We start from the raw sequence: 16450 nt of genomic DNA on the forward strand, positions 1-16450 counted from the left end.
GGCCGACCACTCCCAGAGAGGGGCCGCATCCCATGGCCCGACGGCTGCTGGCCGACAGTGCGATCGTCGCGGTCGGGATAATGGCGGGCAACGTCCTGTCCTACGGGTTCAGCTTCGCCCTCTCGCACCAGCTCGGCTCCACCGGCTACGGGCAGATCGGCGCGCTGCTCGCGCTGTTCCTGATCGCCTCCATCCCGGCCACGGCGCTGCAGGCGGTCACCGCCCGGCGGGTGGCGACCGCGACCGCGCAGGACGGCGGGATCGCCGGGGACCACGTCAGAGCCCTGGCCGGACCGCTGATCCGCTGGTCGGCACTGGTCGGCCTGGGCGAGGCGCTCGTCCTGCTGCTGCTCTCCCCCGCGCTCTCGGCCGCGCTGCCCGCCGTCTCCGCCGCGCAGGTCGCCTGGACCGCGCTCTCGCTGCTGCCCTACACCGTGATCTCCGGCTACTTCGGCCTGGCCCAGGGCACGAGCCGGTTCGTGGCGTTCACGACGCTGTTCATCGCCATGAACGCGGTGAAGTTCGGCTCGGGGCTGATCGTGGGCGGGGCGGTGCGCAACCCGACCGTGGTGATGGGCGCGGTCGCGCTGTCCTGGTTCGCCGTGTGCGCGCTGTGCCACTACGTCCTGCGCGACCTGGTCACCACCCGCCGGCTGGTGCGCGGAGACGGGTACCTGCGCGAGCTCGGCACGGCCAGTTGGGGCATGGGCGCGGCGCTGATGCTCTCGCTGCTCGACGGCCTGCTCTCGGCGCACTACTACCGGGGCGCGACCCTCGGCAACTACCAGGCCGGGGCGCTGTTCACCCGGGCGGGGTATTTCGGCCCCCAGTTCGTCGCGATCCTGGCCTATCCGCGGCTGGCCGTGCCCGCCACCCGCCGGGTCGCGCTGCGCGCCGGGGTGGCCGCCTCGCTGGCCATCGGGCTGGTCACCACCGTCCTGGTGGCGGCCACGGCGGGCCCGCTGGTGCGCATCGCCTTCGGCAGCCACTACACCCAGGGCGCCTCCTTCTCGCTCGAGTCGGCCGCCTGGCTCTTCGCCCTGGCCGGGGCGGTGCAGGCGCTGGTCCAGCTGGTGCAGCTGGACGCGGTGGCCCGCGGCTCGGCGGCGGTGGGCTGGCTGGTGCTCACCGGCATCGCGGCCGAGCTGATCGCCATCACCGTCTTCGCGCACGACACGCCGGTCCGGCTGATCACCACGGCCGCCGTCGTCGGCACGGTCACCGCCGCGGCCGGCCTCGCCCTGGCCGCCCGGGCCCGGCACCCGGCCGCCCGCCCGCTGGCCGCCACCGAGCACGCGCCGGCCGCCGCGTAGCCGGTCCGCCGCCCGCGATCCGGGCCCGCGATCCGGGCCCGGGCTCCGGGCCGTGGATGGGGCACGTCCACACGCGTCCCGGAGCGGCTGTGTGGACCGCTCACATGCGAGCGCCCGGGCGGCGGCCGTACGGTCGAGCTCATGACGAGGATCGTGGACGCGGCCGCGTGGGCCGCCGGCGGAGGCAGGGTGGACCTCGGCGGCCGCACCGCCGTGGTGACCGGCGCGGCCAGCGGGATCGGCCGGGCCTGCGCCGAGGCCCTGGCCGGCGCCGGAGCGAAGGTGCGGGTACTCGACCTCGACGCGGAGGGCGCGCGGCGGGTGGCCGAGGCCGTGGGCGGCGAGGCGCACCCGGTGGACCTGGCCGACCCGGCGGCGGCCGCCCCGCTGGCCGCGGACGCCGACATCGTGGTCAACAACGCCGGGTTCCAGGTGGTGCGGCCGCTCGAGCAGTTCCCGCCCGAGGTCTTCCACCGGATGCTCACCGTGATGGTCGAGGCGCCGTTCCACCTGGTGCGCGCCGCGCTGCCGCACATGTACGGCCAGAGCTGGGGGCGGATCGTGAACATCTCCTCTGTGCACGGCCTGCGCGCCTCGGCGTACAAGGTCGGCTACGTCACCGCGAAGCACGCGCTCGAGGGCCTGTCCAAGGTGGCCGCGGTCGAGGGCGGCGCGCACGGGGTGACCTCCAACTGCGTCAACCCCGGGTACGTGCGCACGCCGCTGGTGGAGAAGCAGATCGCCGAGCAGGCCGCCGCGCACGGGATCGGCGAGCAGGAGGTGGTGGAGAAGGTGCTGCTGGCCCGGTCCGCGACCAAGCGGCTGATCGAGCCCGGCCAGGTGGCCGACCTGGTGCTCTACCTGTGCTCGCCCTCGGCCGCGTTCGTGAACGGGGCCTCGCTGGCCATGGACGGCGCCTGGACCGCGCAGTAACCTCCCGGCACCCCTCGATCATCCGGAAAGGACCCGTCGGAGCATCATGACCAGCGCGGATCTCGTCTATCTCGGCCTGCTCGCGCGCGACGCCCCGTCCGCCGAGTACGACGAGCCGGTCCGCCGGGCCCGGACCGAGAGCCGGGATCCGGAGCAGGCGGCGGCGGTGGAGCAGGCCAGGACCCTGGCGCTGCGCATCCGGACCACGCTGCGCGAGCAGCGGCGCCGGGAGAACGAGCTGACCGCGCTGTTCGAGACGGCCGGGGACCTGGCCGGGCTGCGCGACCTCGACGACGTGCTGCGCGCGATCGTGATCCGCGCCCGCAAGCTGCTCGGCACCGACGTGGCCTACCTGTCGCTGCACGACGAGCACGCGGGCGACACCTACATGCGGGTGACCGCGGGCTCGGTCTCGGCCGAGTTCCAGCGGGTGCGCCTCGGCATGGGCGAGGGCCTCGGCGGGCTGGTGGCGCAGACCTCCTCGCCCTACGCCACCGCGGACTACTTCAACGACGACCGGTTCCGGCACACCCGCGCCATCGACAGCGCCGTGCACGACGAGGGCCTGGTCGCGATCCTGGGCGTGCCGCTGCTGGTCAACGGCAAGGTGATCGGGGTGCTGTTCGCCTCCGACCGCTCGGTGCGCCCGTTCACCCGGGACGAGCTCGCCCTGCTCGGCTCGCTCGCCACCCACGCCGCCATCGCCATCGAGTCGGCGAATCAGCTCGCCGAGACCAAGGCGGCGCTGGCCGAGCTGGCCGAGGCCAGCCGCGTCATCCGGGAGCACAGCGCCGCGGTGGAGCGCGCGGCAGAGGCGCACGAGGCGCTGACCGGGCTGCTGCTGCGCGGCGCCGGGGTCGGCGAGCTCGCGGCCTCGGTCAGCGATCTGCTCGGCGGCACGGTGTGTCTGACGGACGATCAGGGCCGGGTGCTGCACGGCGCCGAGGCCGACGCGCGCGGGCCCGGGGTGCAGGCCGCGGCCGCGCAGTCCGAGCGCACCGGCCGGGCCGTACTCGCCGCCGGGCGCTGGGTGGCCGCGATCCAGGCGGGCGGCGAGCGTCTGGGCACGCTGGCCTTCCGCGGCCCGGCCGATCTGGACAAGGCCGAGCAGCGGATCCTGGAGCGGGCCGCGATGGTCACCGCGCTGCGGCTGCTGACGGAGCGTTCGGTGCGCGAGGCCGAGTACCAGGTGCGCGGCGAGCTGCTCACCGACCTGCTCGACGCGGTCGGGCGGGCCGACCCGGACGCGGCCGGGCTGCGCGAGCGGGCCAGACGGCTGTCCGCCGACCTCGATGCCGCGCACGTGCTGGTGGTGGCCAGGGCCGAGGACGCCGACCGGCGCCGGCTGGTCTCCGCCGCCTCCCACCTGGCCGCGACCCGGCACGGCCTGGCCGGGGAGCGCGCGGGCACGATCGTGCTGCTGTTGCCGGGCACCGAGCCGACCGCGACCGCCCGCGACGTGGTGCACCACCTGCACGCCGCCATCCAGCGGCCGGTGACCGCGGGCGCCGCGGGCCCCGCCTTCGGCCCGCTGGCGGTGGCGGCGCTGTTCGAGGAGGCGGAGCGCTGTCTCGGCGCGCTGCTCGCCCTCGGCCGCATCGGCGACGGGGCCTGCGCGGCGGACCTGGGCTTCGTCGGCCTGCTGCTCGGCGGCGGCCGGGTGCCCGGCTTCGTCGAGGCCGTACTCGGCCCGGTGCTCGAGTACGACGCGCGCCGCCAGACCGACCTGCTGCGCACCCTCGAGGCCTACTTCGCCTGCGGCGGCAACCTGATGCGGGCCAAGGACCGGCTGCACGTGCACGTCAACACGGTCACCCAGCGGCTGGAGCGGATCGGGAAGCTGCTGGGCGCGGACTGGCAGGCACCGGACCGCGCCCTGGAACTGCAACTCGCGCTGCGGCTGCACCGGCTGCGCTAGCCGGACGCCATTACCGGCGTAACAGGGCCCTGACGACCGCCCGCGCGCCCGGGCCCGGGCCGATGACCGTGTAGTGGTTCGTATCCGGTACCAGCTCCACCCGCACCCGCGCCGGATCGAGGCCGCCGAGCTCGAGCCGCGCCGCGTCGTAGAGCGCCTGGTCCTCGTTGAGCATCCCGCGCGCCGCGTGGACGAAGTCCACCGGGCACGTCAGCTCATTGATCGCGGTGCGCAGGCGCGGGTCGAGCAGCACCTGCTTGCCGTCGGCGCGCACGGCGTCCTCGATGCACGAGGAGACGACCTGGCCGTCCGGCAGCACGAGCGTGTCCCGGCGCAGGTAGGCGATCATCGGCTCGGACCAGTGGCCCGAGAAGGACGGGTGGGCGCGGTGGAAGTCCAGGTAGGCCTCGGGATCGGCGAAGGTCATCGAGAGCTTCTTGACCGCCGGGCCGACCACCGCCTCCAGGATCGCGTCCGGGTCGGCCGCGGGCGGCAGCGGGAAGCCGAGGCCGCCGTCCACCGCGACGAAGCGCCCGAACCGGTCCGGGTACGCCAGGGCCGCGCTCGCGCCGATGAAGGCGCCGAGCGAGTGTCCGCCGAGCACCGCCACCCGCCCGATGCCGAGCGCGTCGAGCACGGCGACCAGATCCTGCGCGTCGCGGTCGATGCCCCAGGGCCCGGCGATCTCCCGCGAGCCGGCCCGGCCGCGCAGGTCGAGGGCGTACACCTCGGCCCGCCCGGCCAGCTCCTCCACCACGCCCGCCCAGGCCAGCGCGTTGCCGGTGATGCCGTGCACGAGCAGCACGGTCGGCGCGTCCGGAACCGCCGCGGCCCAGTGCAGCACCGCCAACCGCCCCCCGGGCACCGCCACGTGCGACTCGCTGTACTCCTGCCACCCGCCCATCAGGCCTCCTCCCTCCTCATCCTCCCGCCGAAGCGGCCGGTCAGGCCGCCCGGCGCGAAGAAAACCACCAGGACGAACGCGGCGCCGAGCAGGAACAGCGGCTGCTCCAGCGGTCCGCGCAGCACCCCGGGCAGCCCCGCCACCGCCGAGGATCCGGAGACCCGGGTCAGCGACTGGCCGGCGTACCCGTACAGCACTCCTCCGATCATCGCCCCCCAACGGCGTCCTGTCCCGCCTAGAACCGCCATGACCAACAGACTCAAGGTGAAATTCGAGTCGGAGACGGTCGGGGTGGCGCCGCCGAGCAGCAACAGGTACACCACCCCGCCGCCGGCCGCGAGCACTCCGGCGACGACGAAGGCCAGCAGTTTGAACAGGTACGGGTTCAGTCCCAGCACCTCCACCCGCCGCTCGTTCTCCCGCAGCGCGCGCATCACCCGGCCGGGCATGGAGGCCGCCAGACCCCAGACGACCAGCGCGCACACGGCCAGGTAGGCCAACGCGATCCAGTACAGGTTCGCGGTGTTACGCACCCCGCTCAGGACCGCGGGCACGGCGCCGGCGTCGAGCGTCTCGCCCTGCTCGCCGCCGGTCAGCTGGGGCGAGCCGGAGACCACCAGGATCGCCACTGCCTGCCCGAAGGCGAGCGTGACCATGGCGAAGCCGATCCCCTCCACCCGCAGCGCCACCGCGCCGAGCACCACCGCCGCCGCCAGCGCGACGGCCAGGCCGATCGCGGCGGAGGTCCACAGCCCGAATCCGGCGTGGTCCACCAGGATCGTGGTGGCGTACATGCCGCCAGTGACGAACATGCCGTGGCCGAAGGACATCACGCCGGTGTGCCCGAACAGCAGGTCGTAGCTCATCGCGAGCCCGGCGAAGACCAGGCACACCGCGAGCAGCTGCAAGACCCCGGGCGCGTCCAGCGGTCCGTCGAAGACCCCTGGTATCCGCAGGGTCGAGTAGGGCAGGGCGTAGAGCACGGCGAACACCAGGCCCGCGCGCACCCAGCGGGAGGCGAGCGGGCCGCGCCGCCACGTCGATGTCAGAGTATTCACGCGGGCCTTCCACGCAGGTTCCGGCGGCGCAGCAGGAGCACCGCGGCGAGCAGGATCACGACGGACTCGTCGCCCAGGCTGGCCGAGGCGTAGTCGGCGTACTGCTGCACCAGGCCGACCGCGACGGCGGCCAGCGCGGTCCCGGTGATCGAGCCGGCGCCGCCGAGCACGACGACCACGAACGCGTAGACGAGCAGCGAGGTGCCGTCGCCCGGGGAGACCGAGCCCTGATACAGGCCGAACAGCGCCCCGCCGAGCCCGGCCGCGGCGCCGCCGAGGGCGAACACGGCCAGGTTGGCCCGGCGCACGTCGATCCCGAGCGCGGTGACCATCTCCCGGTCCTCCACGCCCGCGCGCACCACCAGCCCGGCGCGGGTGCGCCCGAGCAGCAGCCGCAGCCCGAGCAGCAGCGCCATGGCCAGCCCGATCAGCAGGAAGCGCACACTCGGGATCCGCGCGCCGAACAGCCCGACGGTGCCGGCCAGCCAGCCCGGCAGGGTCCAGGTGCGCGCGTCCGCTCCCCACACCGCCTGCAGCAGCGCGGGGATCGCCAGGCCGAGGCCGACCGTGGCCAGCACCTGGTCGAGCGGCCGGCCGTACAGGGGCCTGATGACGGCGAGTTCGGTCACCGCGGCCGTGGCGGCGCCCGCGGCCACCCCGGCGAGCAGCCCGAGGACCAGGCCGGGCGAGCCGGGGAGCCGGTCGGCCACGGTCCAGCCGACGTACCCGCCGAGCCCGACGAACGCGCCGTGGGCGAAGTTGAGCACGTCCATCAGGCCGAAGATCAGGGTCAGCCCGGAGGCGACCAGGAAGTAGAGCGCGGCCACGCCCAGCCCGGTCGCGGTCAGCAGCAGCACGGTCGTCATGCCGTACCCCCGCGTGCGTCGGCCCGGGCGGTGTCGGCCCGAACGGGGTCGGCCCGGGCGGTGGAGACGCCGAGCAGCGCGTTGGTGCGGGCCGGATCGGCCAGCAGGTCGCGGGTGGCGCCGCGGTGCGCGACCCGGCCGGTGTCGAGCACCACGGCCTGTCCGGCCAGCGTGCGCACCACGCTCAAGTTCTGCTCGATCAGCAGGACGGGCACGGTCTCGGCCACCTCCTTGAGGGCACGGGCCACCTCGGCGGCCACTTTCGGGGACAGGCCCTTGGTCGGCTCGTCGACGACCAGCAGGCGGTTGCGGCGCAACAGGATCCGGCCGATGGCGAGCATCTGCTGCTCGCCGCCGGAGAGCGTCCCGGCGGGCTGCGCGGCGCGGGCCTCGAGCACCGGGAAGAGCTCGTAGACGCGCGGGTAGCCGGCCTTGGGCTGCTCGCGCGGCTCGGCCAGGCGCAGGTTCTCGGCCACGGTCAGTCCGGCGAACACGCCGCGGTCCTCCGGCACGTAGCCGATGCCGAGGCGGGCCACCGCGTGCGTGGGCAGGCCGATCAACTCGCGCCCGTCCAGCCGGATCGAGCCGGTGGCCGGGTAGAGGCCCAGGACGGACTTGGCGGTCGTGGTCTTGCCGACGCCGTTGCGCCCGAGCAGCGCGGTGACCCCGGCGGCGGCCACGGTGAAGGACACGCCGTGCAGGATCGCGCTGCCGCCGAGGCGCACCCGCACGTCCTCGAGTTCCAGCAGGTTCGCTGCGGTGTTCACGGGCTCCACGGCGCTCACAGCGGCTCCCCCAGATAGGCCTCGCGGACCACCGCGTTCTCGGTGATCGCCTCGGGCACGTCGCAGGCGAGCAGGGCGCCGTGGTGCAGCACCGCGATCCGCTCGGCCAGACCCAGCACGACCTCCATGTGGTGCTCCACCATGAGGATCGTCGCGCCGCCGGCGTGGATCTCGCGGATCAGGGCCGTGAGTTCGGGCACTTCCTCCACCGCCATCCCGGCCATCGGCTCGTCGAGCAGCAGCACCTGTCCGGCCGCGGCGGACTCCGGCCGGGCGCCCTGCCCGGCGAGCAGGATCGCGAGTTCGAGCTTGCGCTTGCCGCCGTGCGAGAGCGACCCGGCCCGGCGTGCGGCGTCGGCGTCCAGCCGGGTGCGGGCGAGCGCGTCGGCCGCGGTCGCCCTGGCCTTCGGGCCGATCCAGCCCCAGGGCTTGAGGCTGCCGTAGGGCCCGCTGAGGGCTGCCTGCGCGGCCAGTTGCGCGTTCTCGGCCACGGTGAGCCCGGGCAGCACGCTGGAGGTCTGGAAGGTGCGCCCGAGCCCGGCGCGTACCCTCCGGTGCGCGGGCAGCGCGGTCACGTCCCGGCCGTGCACCAGGATCCGGCCGCCGCTGGGCCGGGTCAGGCCGCTGATCAGGTTGAACAGCGAGGTCTTGCCCGCTCCGTTCGGCCCGATCACGGCCAGCAGCTCACCGGGGCCGACCTCCAGGGTGACCTCGTCGAGCACGGTGCGCCCGCCCACGCGCCAGCCGAGGCCGGCCAGCGCGAGGGCGGGGCGCACGTCCCGCGCGGGCACGGTGCCGCGCGCTTCGGCGGTTCGCAGTTCCATCACGACCCTGACGTCGACCAGGCCGGGGTGGCGGGCACCGGGGGCGCGATCGTGTTCGGATCCACCGCCTTGACCAGCTGCGGGATCCAGCTGGTGCCGGAGCCGGTGAGCTTGGCCTCGAACTCCGGCTGCAGCAGCGCGTGGTCGGCGGCGCGGACGGTGTACTGGCCCTCGACTCCGGCGAAGGACCAGCCCTCCAGTGCCTTGATCATGGCACTGACGTCGGTCGGGGAGGCCTCGAGCGCGTGCGCGAACATCTGCATCGCGGTGAAGCCGTCCGGGGTGAACAGGTCCACCGTACCGCCGGACTCGGTCACCGTCTTCGTCATCGCGGCCTCGTACGCGTTGCCGCCGCCGGCGCCCGGGAAGTAGTGCGCCAGGAACTCGATCTTGGATCCGGCCGGCCCGGTCGCCGGGTAGGTGGCCGTGTTCGCCAGGCCGGTGACCACCTTCGTGGCCGAGAGCACGCCCTGCTGGTTCAGCGTCGTCCACATCTGCGTCGCGTTGGTCCCGGCCCAGGCCACGAACAGCAGGTCGGGCTTGGCCGCGAGGATCTTCGCGGTGAACGGGGTGAAGTCGGTCGCGCTCAGCGGCACCAGCACGCTGCTGACCGAGGCGCCCTGCCCGCCGAGCACGGCCTTGACCCCGGCCACGTTCGCGGTGCCGAACTCGCTGTCCTGCGCGAGCACCACGACCTTCTTGCCGGTCAGGTCGCCCACGAACGTGCCCGCGGTGGCGATGTCCTGGTAGGACTCGCGGCCGGAGCGGAAGGTGTAGCGGTTGAGGCCGTCGAGGGAGTCGACCGCGGCGGGCCCGGCGATGTAGAGCACCTTGTTCTGCGCCGCCACCGCGGCCACCTGCAGCGCGATCGCGGAGTCCACCGTCCCGCCGATCATGTCCACGCCCTGGCCGATCAGGTCCTTGGCGTCGGCCACGGCGGTGGCCGGGCTGTCCGCGTCGTCGTCGATCACCAGCTGCACCTTGTGCCCGTCGATGACGTCGGTGCCGTTGCTCAGATAGCTCAGGCCCGCCTTGAGCCCGGCCAGATACTCCTCGCCGTACGGGGCGTAGGGCCCTGATTCGGCGGTGATGATGCCGATCTTCACGCTCGACCCGGTGGAGGCGGCGTTCGAGGCCGCGCCGCCGCCGGTCGGGGACGCGCAGCCGGCCGCCAGCGCGGCCAGCGCGACCAGGCCGGTCGCGGCCAGGACGCGGCGCGCCCGGGCGGAATACGGATCAGGACGCGTCATTGCGGCTCCTACGTCGAAACTCCGGGGATGGGGTCGGGATGGACCCTAGGAACAGCGCCGCCGCGCCCCCATGTGAGCCGGGGCCACAATCCCGGCGCCGCGCATGTGCCGCCGCGACATCTGATCGTCCAGGCCGGGCGGGCGAGACTACAGTGCGGGGAGAACGACCGTTGTCACAGACGACACGACGACAAGGAAGTCAAGGGAAGTCACATGGACAAGGTGGTCGCCGCGGCTGTTGCCGTGGCCGACATCCCGGACGGCGCCACGATCGCCGTCGGCGGGTTCGGACTGTGCGGGATCCCCTCCACTCTGATCGCCGCTCTTCTCGCGTCCGGTCCACAAGACCTGCGCGTGGTGTCGAACAACTGCGGGGTCGACGGCTGGGGCCTCGGGCTGCTGCTCGAATCCGGCCAGATCTCCCGCATGACCAGCAGTTACGTAGGCGAGAACAAGGAGTTCGCCCGGCAGTACCTGAGCGGGGAGCTCGAGGTGGAACTCACCCCGCAGGGCACGCTGGCCGAACGGCTGCGGGCCGGCGGCGCGGGCATCCCCGCGTTCTACACCGCCACCGGCGTGGGCACCCAGGTGGCCGAGGGCGGGCTGCCCTGGCGCTACCACAAGGACGGCACGGTGGCCGTGGCCTCCCCGCCGAAGGAGGTGCGCACCTTCAAGGGGCGCGAGTACATCCTGGAAGAGGCCATCGTCACCGACTTCGCCCTGGTGCGGGCCGCGGTGGCGGACCGGCACGGCAACGCCGTGTTCAACGGCTCCGCGATGAACTTCAACCCGCTGGCCGCGATGGCCGGGCGCGTCTGCGTGCTCGAGGCCGAGCGCATCGTCGAGCCCGGGCAGATCCCGCCGAGCGAGGTACAGCTGCCCGGGGTGCACGTGCACCGGGTGATCGAGGCGACGGTGGCGGAGAAGCGGATCGAGCGGCGCACCGTGCGCCAGCGCACGGAAGAAGGAGTCTGATCATGGCGCTCGACCGCGACCAGATGGCCGCGCGCGCGGCCCGGGAACTGAGCGACGGCCAGTACGTGAACCTGGGCATCGGCCTGCCCACGCTCATCCCCAACCACGTCCCGGACGGGGTGCACGTGGTGCTCCAGTCCGAGAACGGCATCCTCGGCACCGGCCCGTACCCCTACGCCGGGGACGAGGACCCGGACATGATCAACGCGGGCAAGGAGACGGTGACGCTGCTGCCCGGCGCCGCGCTGTTCGACTCGGCCGCCTCGTTCGCGATGATCCGCGGCGGGAAGATCGACGTGGCCGTGCTCGGCGCGATGCAGGTCTCGCAGACCGGCGACCTGGCCAACTGGATGATCCCGGGCAAGATGGTCAAGGGCATGGGCGGCGCGATGGACCTGGTGCACGGCGCCAAGCGCGTCATCGTGCTGATGGAGCACACCGCCAAGGACGGCGATCCCAAGATCGTCGAATCCTGCACCCTGCCGCTGACCGGCAAGCAGGTCGTGCACCGGATCATCACCGACCTCGCCGTCATCGACATCGAGCCCGACGGCCTGGTCCTGTGCGAACTCGCCCCCGACGTCACCGAGGAGCAGGTCGTCAAGGCCACCGGCGTGCCGCTGCGCATCGCGCTCTGATCCGTCCGGCTCTCCACGGCGCACGAACGCACGAACGCCCCTGACGGTCCGTCAGGGGCGTTCGCGGCGTGTGCGCGGGTGCGCGTACGCGTTACGGCTTGAGCGGCGGGTAGGCCGGGTCGAGCAGGTCGTTGTCCTTCAGGAAGCCGTGCAGCGGAGTGGTCTCCGGGTAGTGGCCCCACTGGTGGTCGCCGTAGGTGTGCTCGAACCGCGGCTGGTGCAGCGACTCGCCGAGCAGCTGGCGCTGGACCGGGGAGTAGGAGGCGAACTCCGGGCTCTGCTGCACCGCGACGACCTCGTCGCGGATCGCGATCCAGCGCAGCGTGTACGCGAAGAACATCGCCTTGCGGGTCACGTCCGAGTAGTTGTTCGTCCGCGTGTGCCAGATCCGGCGGTCGAAGAACACCGCGTCACCCGGGTTGGCGCACACCTCGACGGCCCCGGGCGGCTCCGGCCACTCCACGTCCCGGCGCGGCGGACCCTCTATCCAGTTCTGCAGGTGGCTGCCGGGCACGACCTTGAAGTTGCCGCGGCCCTCGACCGAGACGTCGGAGAGCCAGTAGGCCAGCTTCACCGACAGGCGCGGACGCGGGTCGGTCTCGAGCTCGCGGTTCTGCCGGCCGCCGTCCTGGTGCCACTCGAAGCGGTAGGGCTTGGGCACGCGGATGGGCGGGTGCACGTCGAGGTGCGAGTGGTAGATGTGGACGTTCCAGCCCAGTATCGACCACACCAGCGGGAAGGTGGTGGGGTGGTTCACCAGCGGAGCGACCTCCGGGCAACGGTGCACGGCCGAGAGGATGTGCATCGCGCCCTCGGGCGACAGGCGCGCGGCCTCTTGCTCGGCCGCGTACACCCGGTCGATGATCTCGGTGTAGTGCTGCACCTCGGCCGCGCTGAGCGCGCCCGGGATGACGATGTAGCCGTCGCGCTCGAACTGCTCGCGCTGCTCCTTGGACATGGGCGTGGTAGCCGGTTCAGCCATCCCGGTTATCTCCGTGACTTCCATGGGTCCACCTGCTTCTGGTCAATGTGCTCGCCACCCTACCGCTGCCCGGCACGCCGGACACAAAGCGGTGACAGTCCTGTGACAACACCGCCGTGGCGGTTTCGCCCCAGGTCCGCCGCGTGCGCCGGGCGGCGTCGCGGGGTACGCGAGCGCGTGCGCTCAGTGACCCGCCTCGCGCCAGTCGGCACCGACGCCGACCGAGACGTCGAGGGGGACCCTGAGTTCGTAGGCGCCGGCCATCTCCCGGCGCACCAACTCCTCGACCTTGCTGTGCTCCTTCGCGTCGAGTTCGAGCACGAGTTCGTCGTGGACCTGCAGCAGCAGCCTCGAGCGCAGGCCCGCTTCGCGCAACGCGTGTTCCACCCGAAGCATAGCGACCTTGATGATGTCGGCGGCCGAACCCTGGATCGGCGCGTTGAGCGCCATCCGCTCGGCCATCTGACGCCGCGGCACATTGGTCGAGGTCAGATCCGGGAAGTAGCGCCGACGGCCCAGCAGGGTCTCGGTGTAACCCGTCTGGCGGGCCTCGTCCACCACCGCGCGCAGGTAGTCGCGCACCCCGCCGAAGCGGGCGAAGTAGCCCTCCATGATCTTGGTGGCCTCGAGGTTGGTGATGCCCAGCCCCTGCGCGAGGCCGAAGGCCGACTGCCCGTAGGCCAGGCCGTAGGAGACCGCCTTGACCCGGCGCCGCAGCTCCGCGTCCACCTGCTTCGGGTCTACGCCGAACACCCGCGCGGCGACGGAGCTGTGCAGGTCCTCGCCGGAGTTGAAGGCCTCGATCAGCGCCTCGTCGCCGGACAGGTGCGCCATGATGCGCATCTCGATCTGGCTGTAGTCCGCCGTCATCAGCGCGTCGTAGCCCGGGCCGGCGATGAAGGCCTTGCGGATGCGCCGGCCCTCCTCCGTGCGCACCGGGATGTTCTGCAGGTTCGGGTCGGTCGAGGACAGCCGCCCGGTGGCCGCGATCATCTGATTGAACGTCGAATGGATCCGGCCGTCCTCGGCCACCGTCTTGATCAGGCCCTCGACCGTGCTGCGCAGCTTGCTCACGTCGCGGTGGCGCAGGATCGCGAGCAGCGCCGCGCTATGCCGCGGGTCGGTGGCCTTGCCCACCAGCGTCTGGAGCGCGTCGGCGTCGGTGGTGTAGCCGGTCTTGGTCTTCTTGATCCCCTTGGTGGGCAGGCCGAGCTGCTCGAAGAGCACCTCCTGCAGCTGCTTGGGCGAGCCGAGGTTGAACTGCGTGCCGACCGCCGCGTGCGCCTCCTCCACCGCGTGCTTCACGTCCGCGGCGAACATGCCCTCGAGCTCGCCGAGGTAGTCGCGCCCGGCCGCGATACCGCGCCGCTCCATCCGCTCGAGCAGCCCCACCAACGGCAGCTCCACCTGCGCCAGCAGCCGGTCGGTGCCGGCCTCGGCCAGCTTCGCCGCGAGCACCGGCGCCAGGTCCACGATCGCGCGGGCCTCGGCCATCAGCGCCTGCGCCCCGGCCGCGCCCTCCGGCTCGGCCAGCGACTCGAGCGAGAGCTGCCCCGACTCCTGCTCGGCCGGGGCCAGTTCGCGGTGCAGGTACTGCCGGGCCAGGTCGGCCAGCTCCACCCCGCGCTGGCCCGGGTTGACCAGGTAGCCGGCCAGCGCCGTGTCCGAGGCCAGCCCCTCGAGGGTCAGCCCGCGCGCGTCCAGCGCCAGCAGCGGCCCCTTCGCGTCGTGCAGCACCTTGGGCTTCGCCGCGTCGCCCAGCCAGGCGCGCAGGGCCTGCTCGTCGGCCGGGTCGAGCTCGGTCGGGTTCAGCCAGGCCGCCGGGCCGGCGGCACCCGAGATCGCCAGGGCGGTCACGTCCCCGCCGCCGCGGCCCCAGCGGCCGGTCAGCGCCACACCGAGCGGCTCGGTCCCGGCCGCGTGCTCGGCCAGCCAGGGCGCGACCTCGCCGGTGCCGAGCATCTGCCCGACCACCTCCACCGTCGGCAGGACCGGCGCGTCCTGCTGCGCGACCTCGCCGTCGATCCCGAACACCTCGGCCACCCGCGGCCGCAGCACCCGGAACTGCAGCGTCTCGAACAGCCGGTCCACCGCCTCCGCGTCCCCGGGCTCACGCCGCAGGTCGTCCGGGCCGCGGCCGAGCGCCACCGCGCGGTCGAGCTCGGTCAGCCGCCGGTTGAGCCGCACCGCGTCCAGGTTCGCGCGCAGGCTCTCGCCCACCTTGCCCTTGATCTCGTCCGCGTGCTCGAGCAGCGCGTCGAGCGAGCCGTACTCGCGGATCCACTTCGCCGCGGTCTTCTCCCCGACACCCGGCACCGAGGGCAGGTTGTCCGACGGATCCCCGCGCAGCGCCGCGAAATCCGGGTACTGCCGCGGGGTCAGGCCGTACTTCTCCTCCACCGCGGCCGGGGTGAACCTGGTCAGGTCCTGCACGCCCTTGCGCGGGTAGAGCACCGTGACCCGGTCCGTCACCAGCTGCAGCGCGTCCCGGTCGCCGGTGACGATCGCCACCTCGAACCCGGCCGCCTCGGCCTGCGTGGTCAGCGTCGCGATCAGGTCGTCCGCCTCCGAGCCCTCGCGGCGGAACACCGGCACCCGCAGCGCCTGCATCAGGTCGGCGATCAGGTCGATCTGGCCGCGGAAGGGCTCCGGCGGCGCCGCGCGCTGGGCCTTGTACTCGGGATACAGGGCGGTGCGCTCGAGCGCGGCGCGGGAGACGTCGAAGCACACCGCGAGGTGCGTCGGCTTCTCGTCGCGCACCACGTTCACCAGCATCGAGGTGAATCCGTAGACCGCGTTCGTGCACTGGTCCCCGCCCGCGACGGTGAACTTCTCCGCGGGCAGGGCGTAGAACGCCCGGAACGCCATGGAATGTCCGTCGAGCAGCAGGAGTTTCCCCCCGCTGGTGTCGTGTCGGCCCTCGGCCCCCGCGGTGTTCGCGCTCGTCGCCATGCTTGAATCCTAGGCGCAGGCACCGACACGAACGGGCCCGACAGCCACAACCGCCGAAAGGAATCGCCATGAGCGACTCACCCGCGCCCTCCGCGCCCTCGATCCCCGCCGATTTCGAGGAGATCTTCGGAGACGTCTACCGGGACGGCGGCCAGCTCGCGGAGAAGCTCGGCATCGAGTTCAAGGAGCTCGACCCGCAGCGGCTGGTGGCCACGATGCCGGTGGAGGGCAACCGCCAGCCGCTCGGCCTGCTGCACGGCGGCGCCTCGGTCGCGCTGGCCGAGACCCTCGGCTCCATCGGCGCCGCCCTGCACGCCGGCCCGGGCAAGCTCGTCGTCGGCGTGGACATCAACGCCACCCACCACCGCGCCGCCGCCGCGGGCCTGGTCACCGGAACCGCCACGCCGCTGCACCTCGGCCGCGGCACCGCCACCTACGAGGTCGCCATCACGGACGAGCAGGGCAAGCGGGTGTGCACCTCGCGTATCACGTGTCTGATCCGGGAGAAGTAGCCGCGCACGCGCGCGCTCAGGCCCCCGCGCCCTCGGCCACGGCGGGGGCCTGAGCCGCCTCGGACGTCTGGGCGGCCGCGGCGGGGGTCGCGCGGGTGGCCAGGTAGCTGCCGGCCAGTACCAGCGGGAACCCGACCAGGATCCCGCCGGTCACGCTCTCACCCAGCACCGCCACCCCGCCCAGCAGCGCCACCACCGGATTCACGTAGGTGAAGACGGTCGCGCGCACCGATCCGGCCTCGGCGATCAGGGCGAAGAAGCACACGAACGCCAACGCCGTGCACACCACGCCCAGCGCCGCGATCGAGGCCAGCACGTCGGCCCGGGGCAGATGCGACGGCGCCTGCAGGATGCCGAAAGGCAGATAGACCAAGGCGACCGCGCTCAGCGACAGCGTCACCACGCCGAGAGACGGCACGTCGCCGAGCATGCGGTCCGCGATCATCGGCGCCACCGCGTACCCCACGCAGGCCACGCAGACCGCGCCGAGCGCCCACACCGGCGTCCCACCGGCCGTCAGATTGAACCCCACCACGGCGC

The 16450-nt window shown here is 73.1% G+C and carries 15 protein-coding genes; 6 read left to right on the forward strand and 9 right to left on the reverse strand.

Features of this window, described 5'->3' with window-relative positions; all coding sequences use genetic code 11:
• Positions 1-32 precede the first annotated feature (32 nt).
• The 3 genes from KDL01_RS13105 (at position 33) to KDL01_RS13115 (ending at position 4164) form a co-directional block, all read left to right on the forward strand.
• Positions 33-1313 (forward strand): hypothetical protein, encoded by a 1281-nt coding sequence (locus tag KDL01_RS13105; protein ID WP_212528724.1) that lies wholly within the window; start codon positions 33-35, stop codon positions 1311-1313.
• A gap of 141 nt (positions 1314-1454) precedes the next feature.
• Positions 1455-2246 carry a 3-hydroxybutyrate dehydrogenase gene (locus tag KDL01_RS13110; RefSeq protein ID WP_212528725.1) on the forward strand — a complete coding sequence of 264 codons (792 nt, stop codon included), beginning with the start codon at positions 1455-1457 and terminating at the stop codon, positions 2244-2246.
• Positions 2247-2292: 46 nt separating this feature from the next.
• Positions 2293-4164, forward strand: coding sequence for a helix-turn-helix domain-containing protein (locus KDL01_RS13115; RefSeq protein ID WP_212528726.1), 1872 nt, complete (start codon positions 2293-2295; stop codon positions 4162-4164).
• 10 nt (positions 4165-4174) lie between these two features.
• Here KDL01_RS13115 and KDL01_RS13120 read toward each other — a convergent pair whose 3' ends face one another.
• From KDL01_RS13120 to KDL01_RS13145, 6 genes are read right to left on the reverse strand one after another with little or no spacing between them, the layout of a single operon-like run.
• Positions 4175-5068: an alpha/beta hydrolase gene (locus KDL01_RS13120; RefSeq protein WP_212528727.1), complete on the reverse strand. Its 894-nt coding sequence runs from the start codon at positions 5066-5068 to the stop codon at positions 4175-4177.
• The gene (locus KDL01_RS13125) at positions 5068-6126 is read right to left on the reverse strand and encodes a branched-chain amino acid ABC transporter permease (protein WP_212528728.1); all 1059 of its coding nucleotides are present in this window, start codon (positions 6124-6126) and stop codon (positions 5068-5070) included. Before KDL01_RS13125 ends, KDL01_RS13120 begins: the two co-directional genes overlap by 1 nt.
• On the reverse strand, positions 6123-6992 hold the full coding sequence (locus KDL01_RS13130) for a branched-chain amino acid ABC transporter permease (protein ID WP_212528729.1): 870 nt from the start codon (positions 6990-6992) through the stop codon (positions 6123-6125). The genes KDL01_RS13125 and KDL01_RS13130 overlap by 4 nt, the downstream gene beginning before the upstream one ends.
• Complete coding sequence (locus KDL01_RS13135; RefSeq protein WP_307846286.1) at positions 6989-7777, reverse strand: ABC transporter ATP-binding protein; 789 nt, start codon at positions 7775-7777, stop codon at positions 6989-6991. The genes KDL01_RS13130 and KDL01_RS13135 overlap by 4 nt, the downstream gene beginning before the upstream one ends.
• On the reverse strand, positions 7774-8601 hold the full coding sequence (locus KDL01_RS13140) for an ABC transporter ATP-binding protein (protein ID WP_212528730.1): 828 nt from the start codon (positions 8599-8601) through the stop codon (positions 7774-7776). Before KDL01_RS13140 ends, KDL01_RS13135 begins: the two co-directional genes overlap by 4 nt.
• Positions 8601-9851: a substrate-binding domain-containing protein gene (locus tag KDL01_RS13145; RefSeq protein ID WP_212528731.1), complete on the reverse strand. Its 1251-nt coding sequence runs from the start codon at positions 9849-9851 to the stop codon at positions 8601-8603. Before KDL01_RS13145 ends, KDL01_RS13140 begins: the two co-directional genes overlap by 1 nt.
• Before the next feature lie 213 nt (positions 9852-10064).
• Between KDL01_RS13145 and KDL01_RS13150 the strand changes: the two genes are divergently transcribed.
• Positions 10065-10826 carry a CoA transferase subunit A gene (locus KDL01_RS13150; protein WP_212528732.1) on the forward strand — a complete coding sequence of 254 codons (762 nt, stop codon included), beginning with the start codon at positions 10065-10067 and terminating at the stop codon, positions 10824-10826.
• 2 nt (positions 10827-10828) lie between these two features.
• Positions 10829-11464 carry a CoA transferase subunit B gene (locus KDL01_RS13155; RefSeq protein ID WP_212528733.1) on the forward strand — a complete coding sequence of 212 codons (636 nt, stop codon included), beginning with the start codon at positions 10829-10831 and terminating at the stop codon, positions 11462-11464.
• Between the two features lie 91 nt (positions 11465-11555).
• Here the strand turns inward: KDL01_RS13155 and KDL01_RS13160 are convergent, their stop codons facing one another.
• A complete protein-coding gene (locus KDL01_RS13160) occupies positions 11556-12446 on the reverse strand; it encodes a phytanoyl-CoA dioxygenase family protein (RefSeq protein WP_212528734.1) in 891 nt (296 codons plus the stop codon).
• A gap of 183 nt (positions 12447-12629) precedes the next feature.
• Entirely contained in the window at positions 12630-15398 is a 2769-nt protein-coding gene (polA, locus tag KDL01_RS13165; protein ID WP_212528735.1) for a DNA polymerase I, read from the reverse strand.
• 68 nt (positions 15399-15466) lie between these two features.
• Between polA and KDL01_RS13170 the strand changes: the two genes are divergently transcribed.
• Positions 15467-15910, forward strand: a complete 444-nt coding sequence (locus KDL01_RS13170) for a hotdog fold thioesterase (protein ID WP_212528736.1) — start codon at positions 15467-15469, stop codon at positions 15908-15910.
• Between the two features lie 16 nt (positions 15911-15926).
• Here the strand turns inward: KDL01_RS13170 and KDL01_RS13175 are convergent.
• On the reverse strand, positions 15927-16450 hold a 524-nt coding region (locus KDL01_RS13175), incomplete at its 5' end, for an EamA family transporter (RefSeq protein ID WP_212528737.1).

Source organism: Actinospica durhamensis (assembly GCF_018139695.1).
Lineage (GTDB): Bacteria > Actinomycetota > Actinomycetes > Streptomycetales > Catenulisporaceae > Actinospica > Actinospica durhamensis.

What these genes read in the sequence shown, in the direction of transcription:
- KDL01_RS13105 (WP_212528724.1), top strand. Translation starts at nt 33, where the DNA reads ATGGCCCGACGGCTGCTGGCCGACAGTGCGATCGTCGCGGTCGGGATA.
- KDL01_RS13110 (WP_212528725.1), top strand. Translation starts at nt 1,455, where the DNA reads ATGACGAGGATCGTGGACGCGGCCGCGTGGGCCGCCGGCGGAGGCAGG.
- KDL01_RS13115 (WP_212528726.1), top strand. Translation starts at nt 2,293, where the DNA reads ATGACCAGCGCGGATCTCGTCTATCTCGGCCTGCTCGCGCGCGACGCC.
- KDL01_RS13120 (WP_212528727.1), bottom strand. Translation starts at nt 5,068, where the DNA reads ATGGGCGGGTGGCAGGAGTACAGCGAGTCGCACGTGGCGGTGCCCGGG.
- KDL01_RS13130 (WP_212528729.1), bottom strand. Translation starts at nt 6,992, where the DNA reads ATGACGACCGTGCTGCTGCTGACCGCGACCGGGCTGGGCGTGGCCGCG.
- KDL01_RS13140 (WP_212528730.1), bottom strand. Translation starts at nt 8,601, where the DNA reads ATGGAACTGCGAACCGCCGAAGCGCGCGGCACCGTGCCCGCGCGGGAC.
- KDL01_RS13145 (WP_212528731.1), bottom strand. Translation starts at nt 9,851, where the DNA reads ATGACGCGTCCTGATCCGTATTCCGCCCGGGCGCGCCGCGTCCTGGCC.
- KDL01_RS13150 (WP_212528732.1), top strand. Translation starts at nt 10,065, where the DNA reads ATGGACAAGGTGGTCGCCGCGGCTGTTGCCGTGGCCGACATCCCGGAC.
- KDL01_RS13155 (WP_212528733.1), top strand. Translation starts at nt 10,829, where the DNA reads ATGGCGCTCGACCGCGACCAGATGGCCGCGCGCGCGGCCCGGGAACTG.
- KDL01_RS13160 (WP_212528734.1), bottom strand. Translation starts at nt 12,446, where the DNA reads ATGGCTGAACCGGCTACCACGCCCATGTCCAAGGAGCAGCGCGAGCAG.
- polA (WP_212528735.1), bottom strand. Translation starts at nt 15,398, where the DNA reads ATGGCGACGAGCGCGAACACCGCGGGGGCCGAGGGCCGACACGACACC.
- KDL01_RS13170 (WP_212528736.1), top strand. Translation starts at nt 15,467, where the DNA reads ATGAGCGACTCACCCGCGCCCTCCGCGCCCTCGATCCCCGCCGATTTC.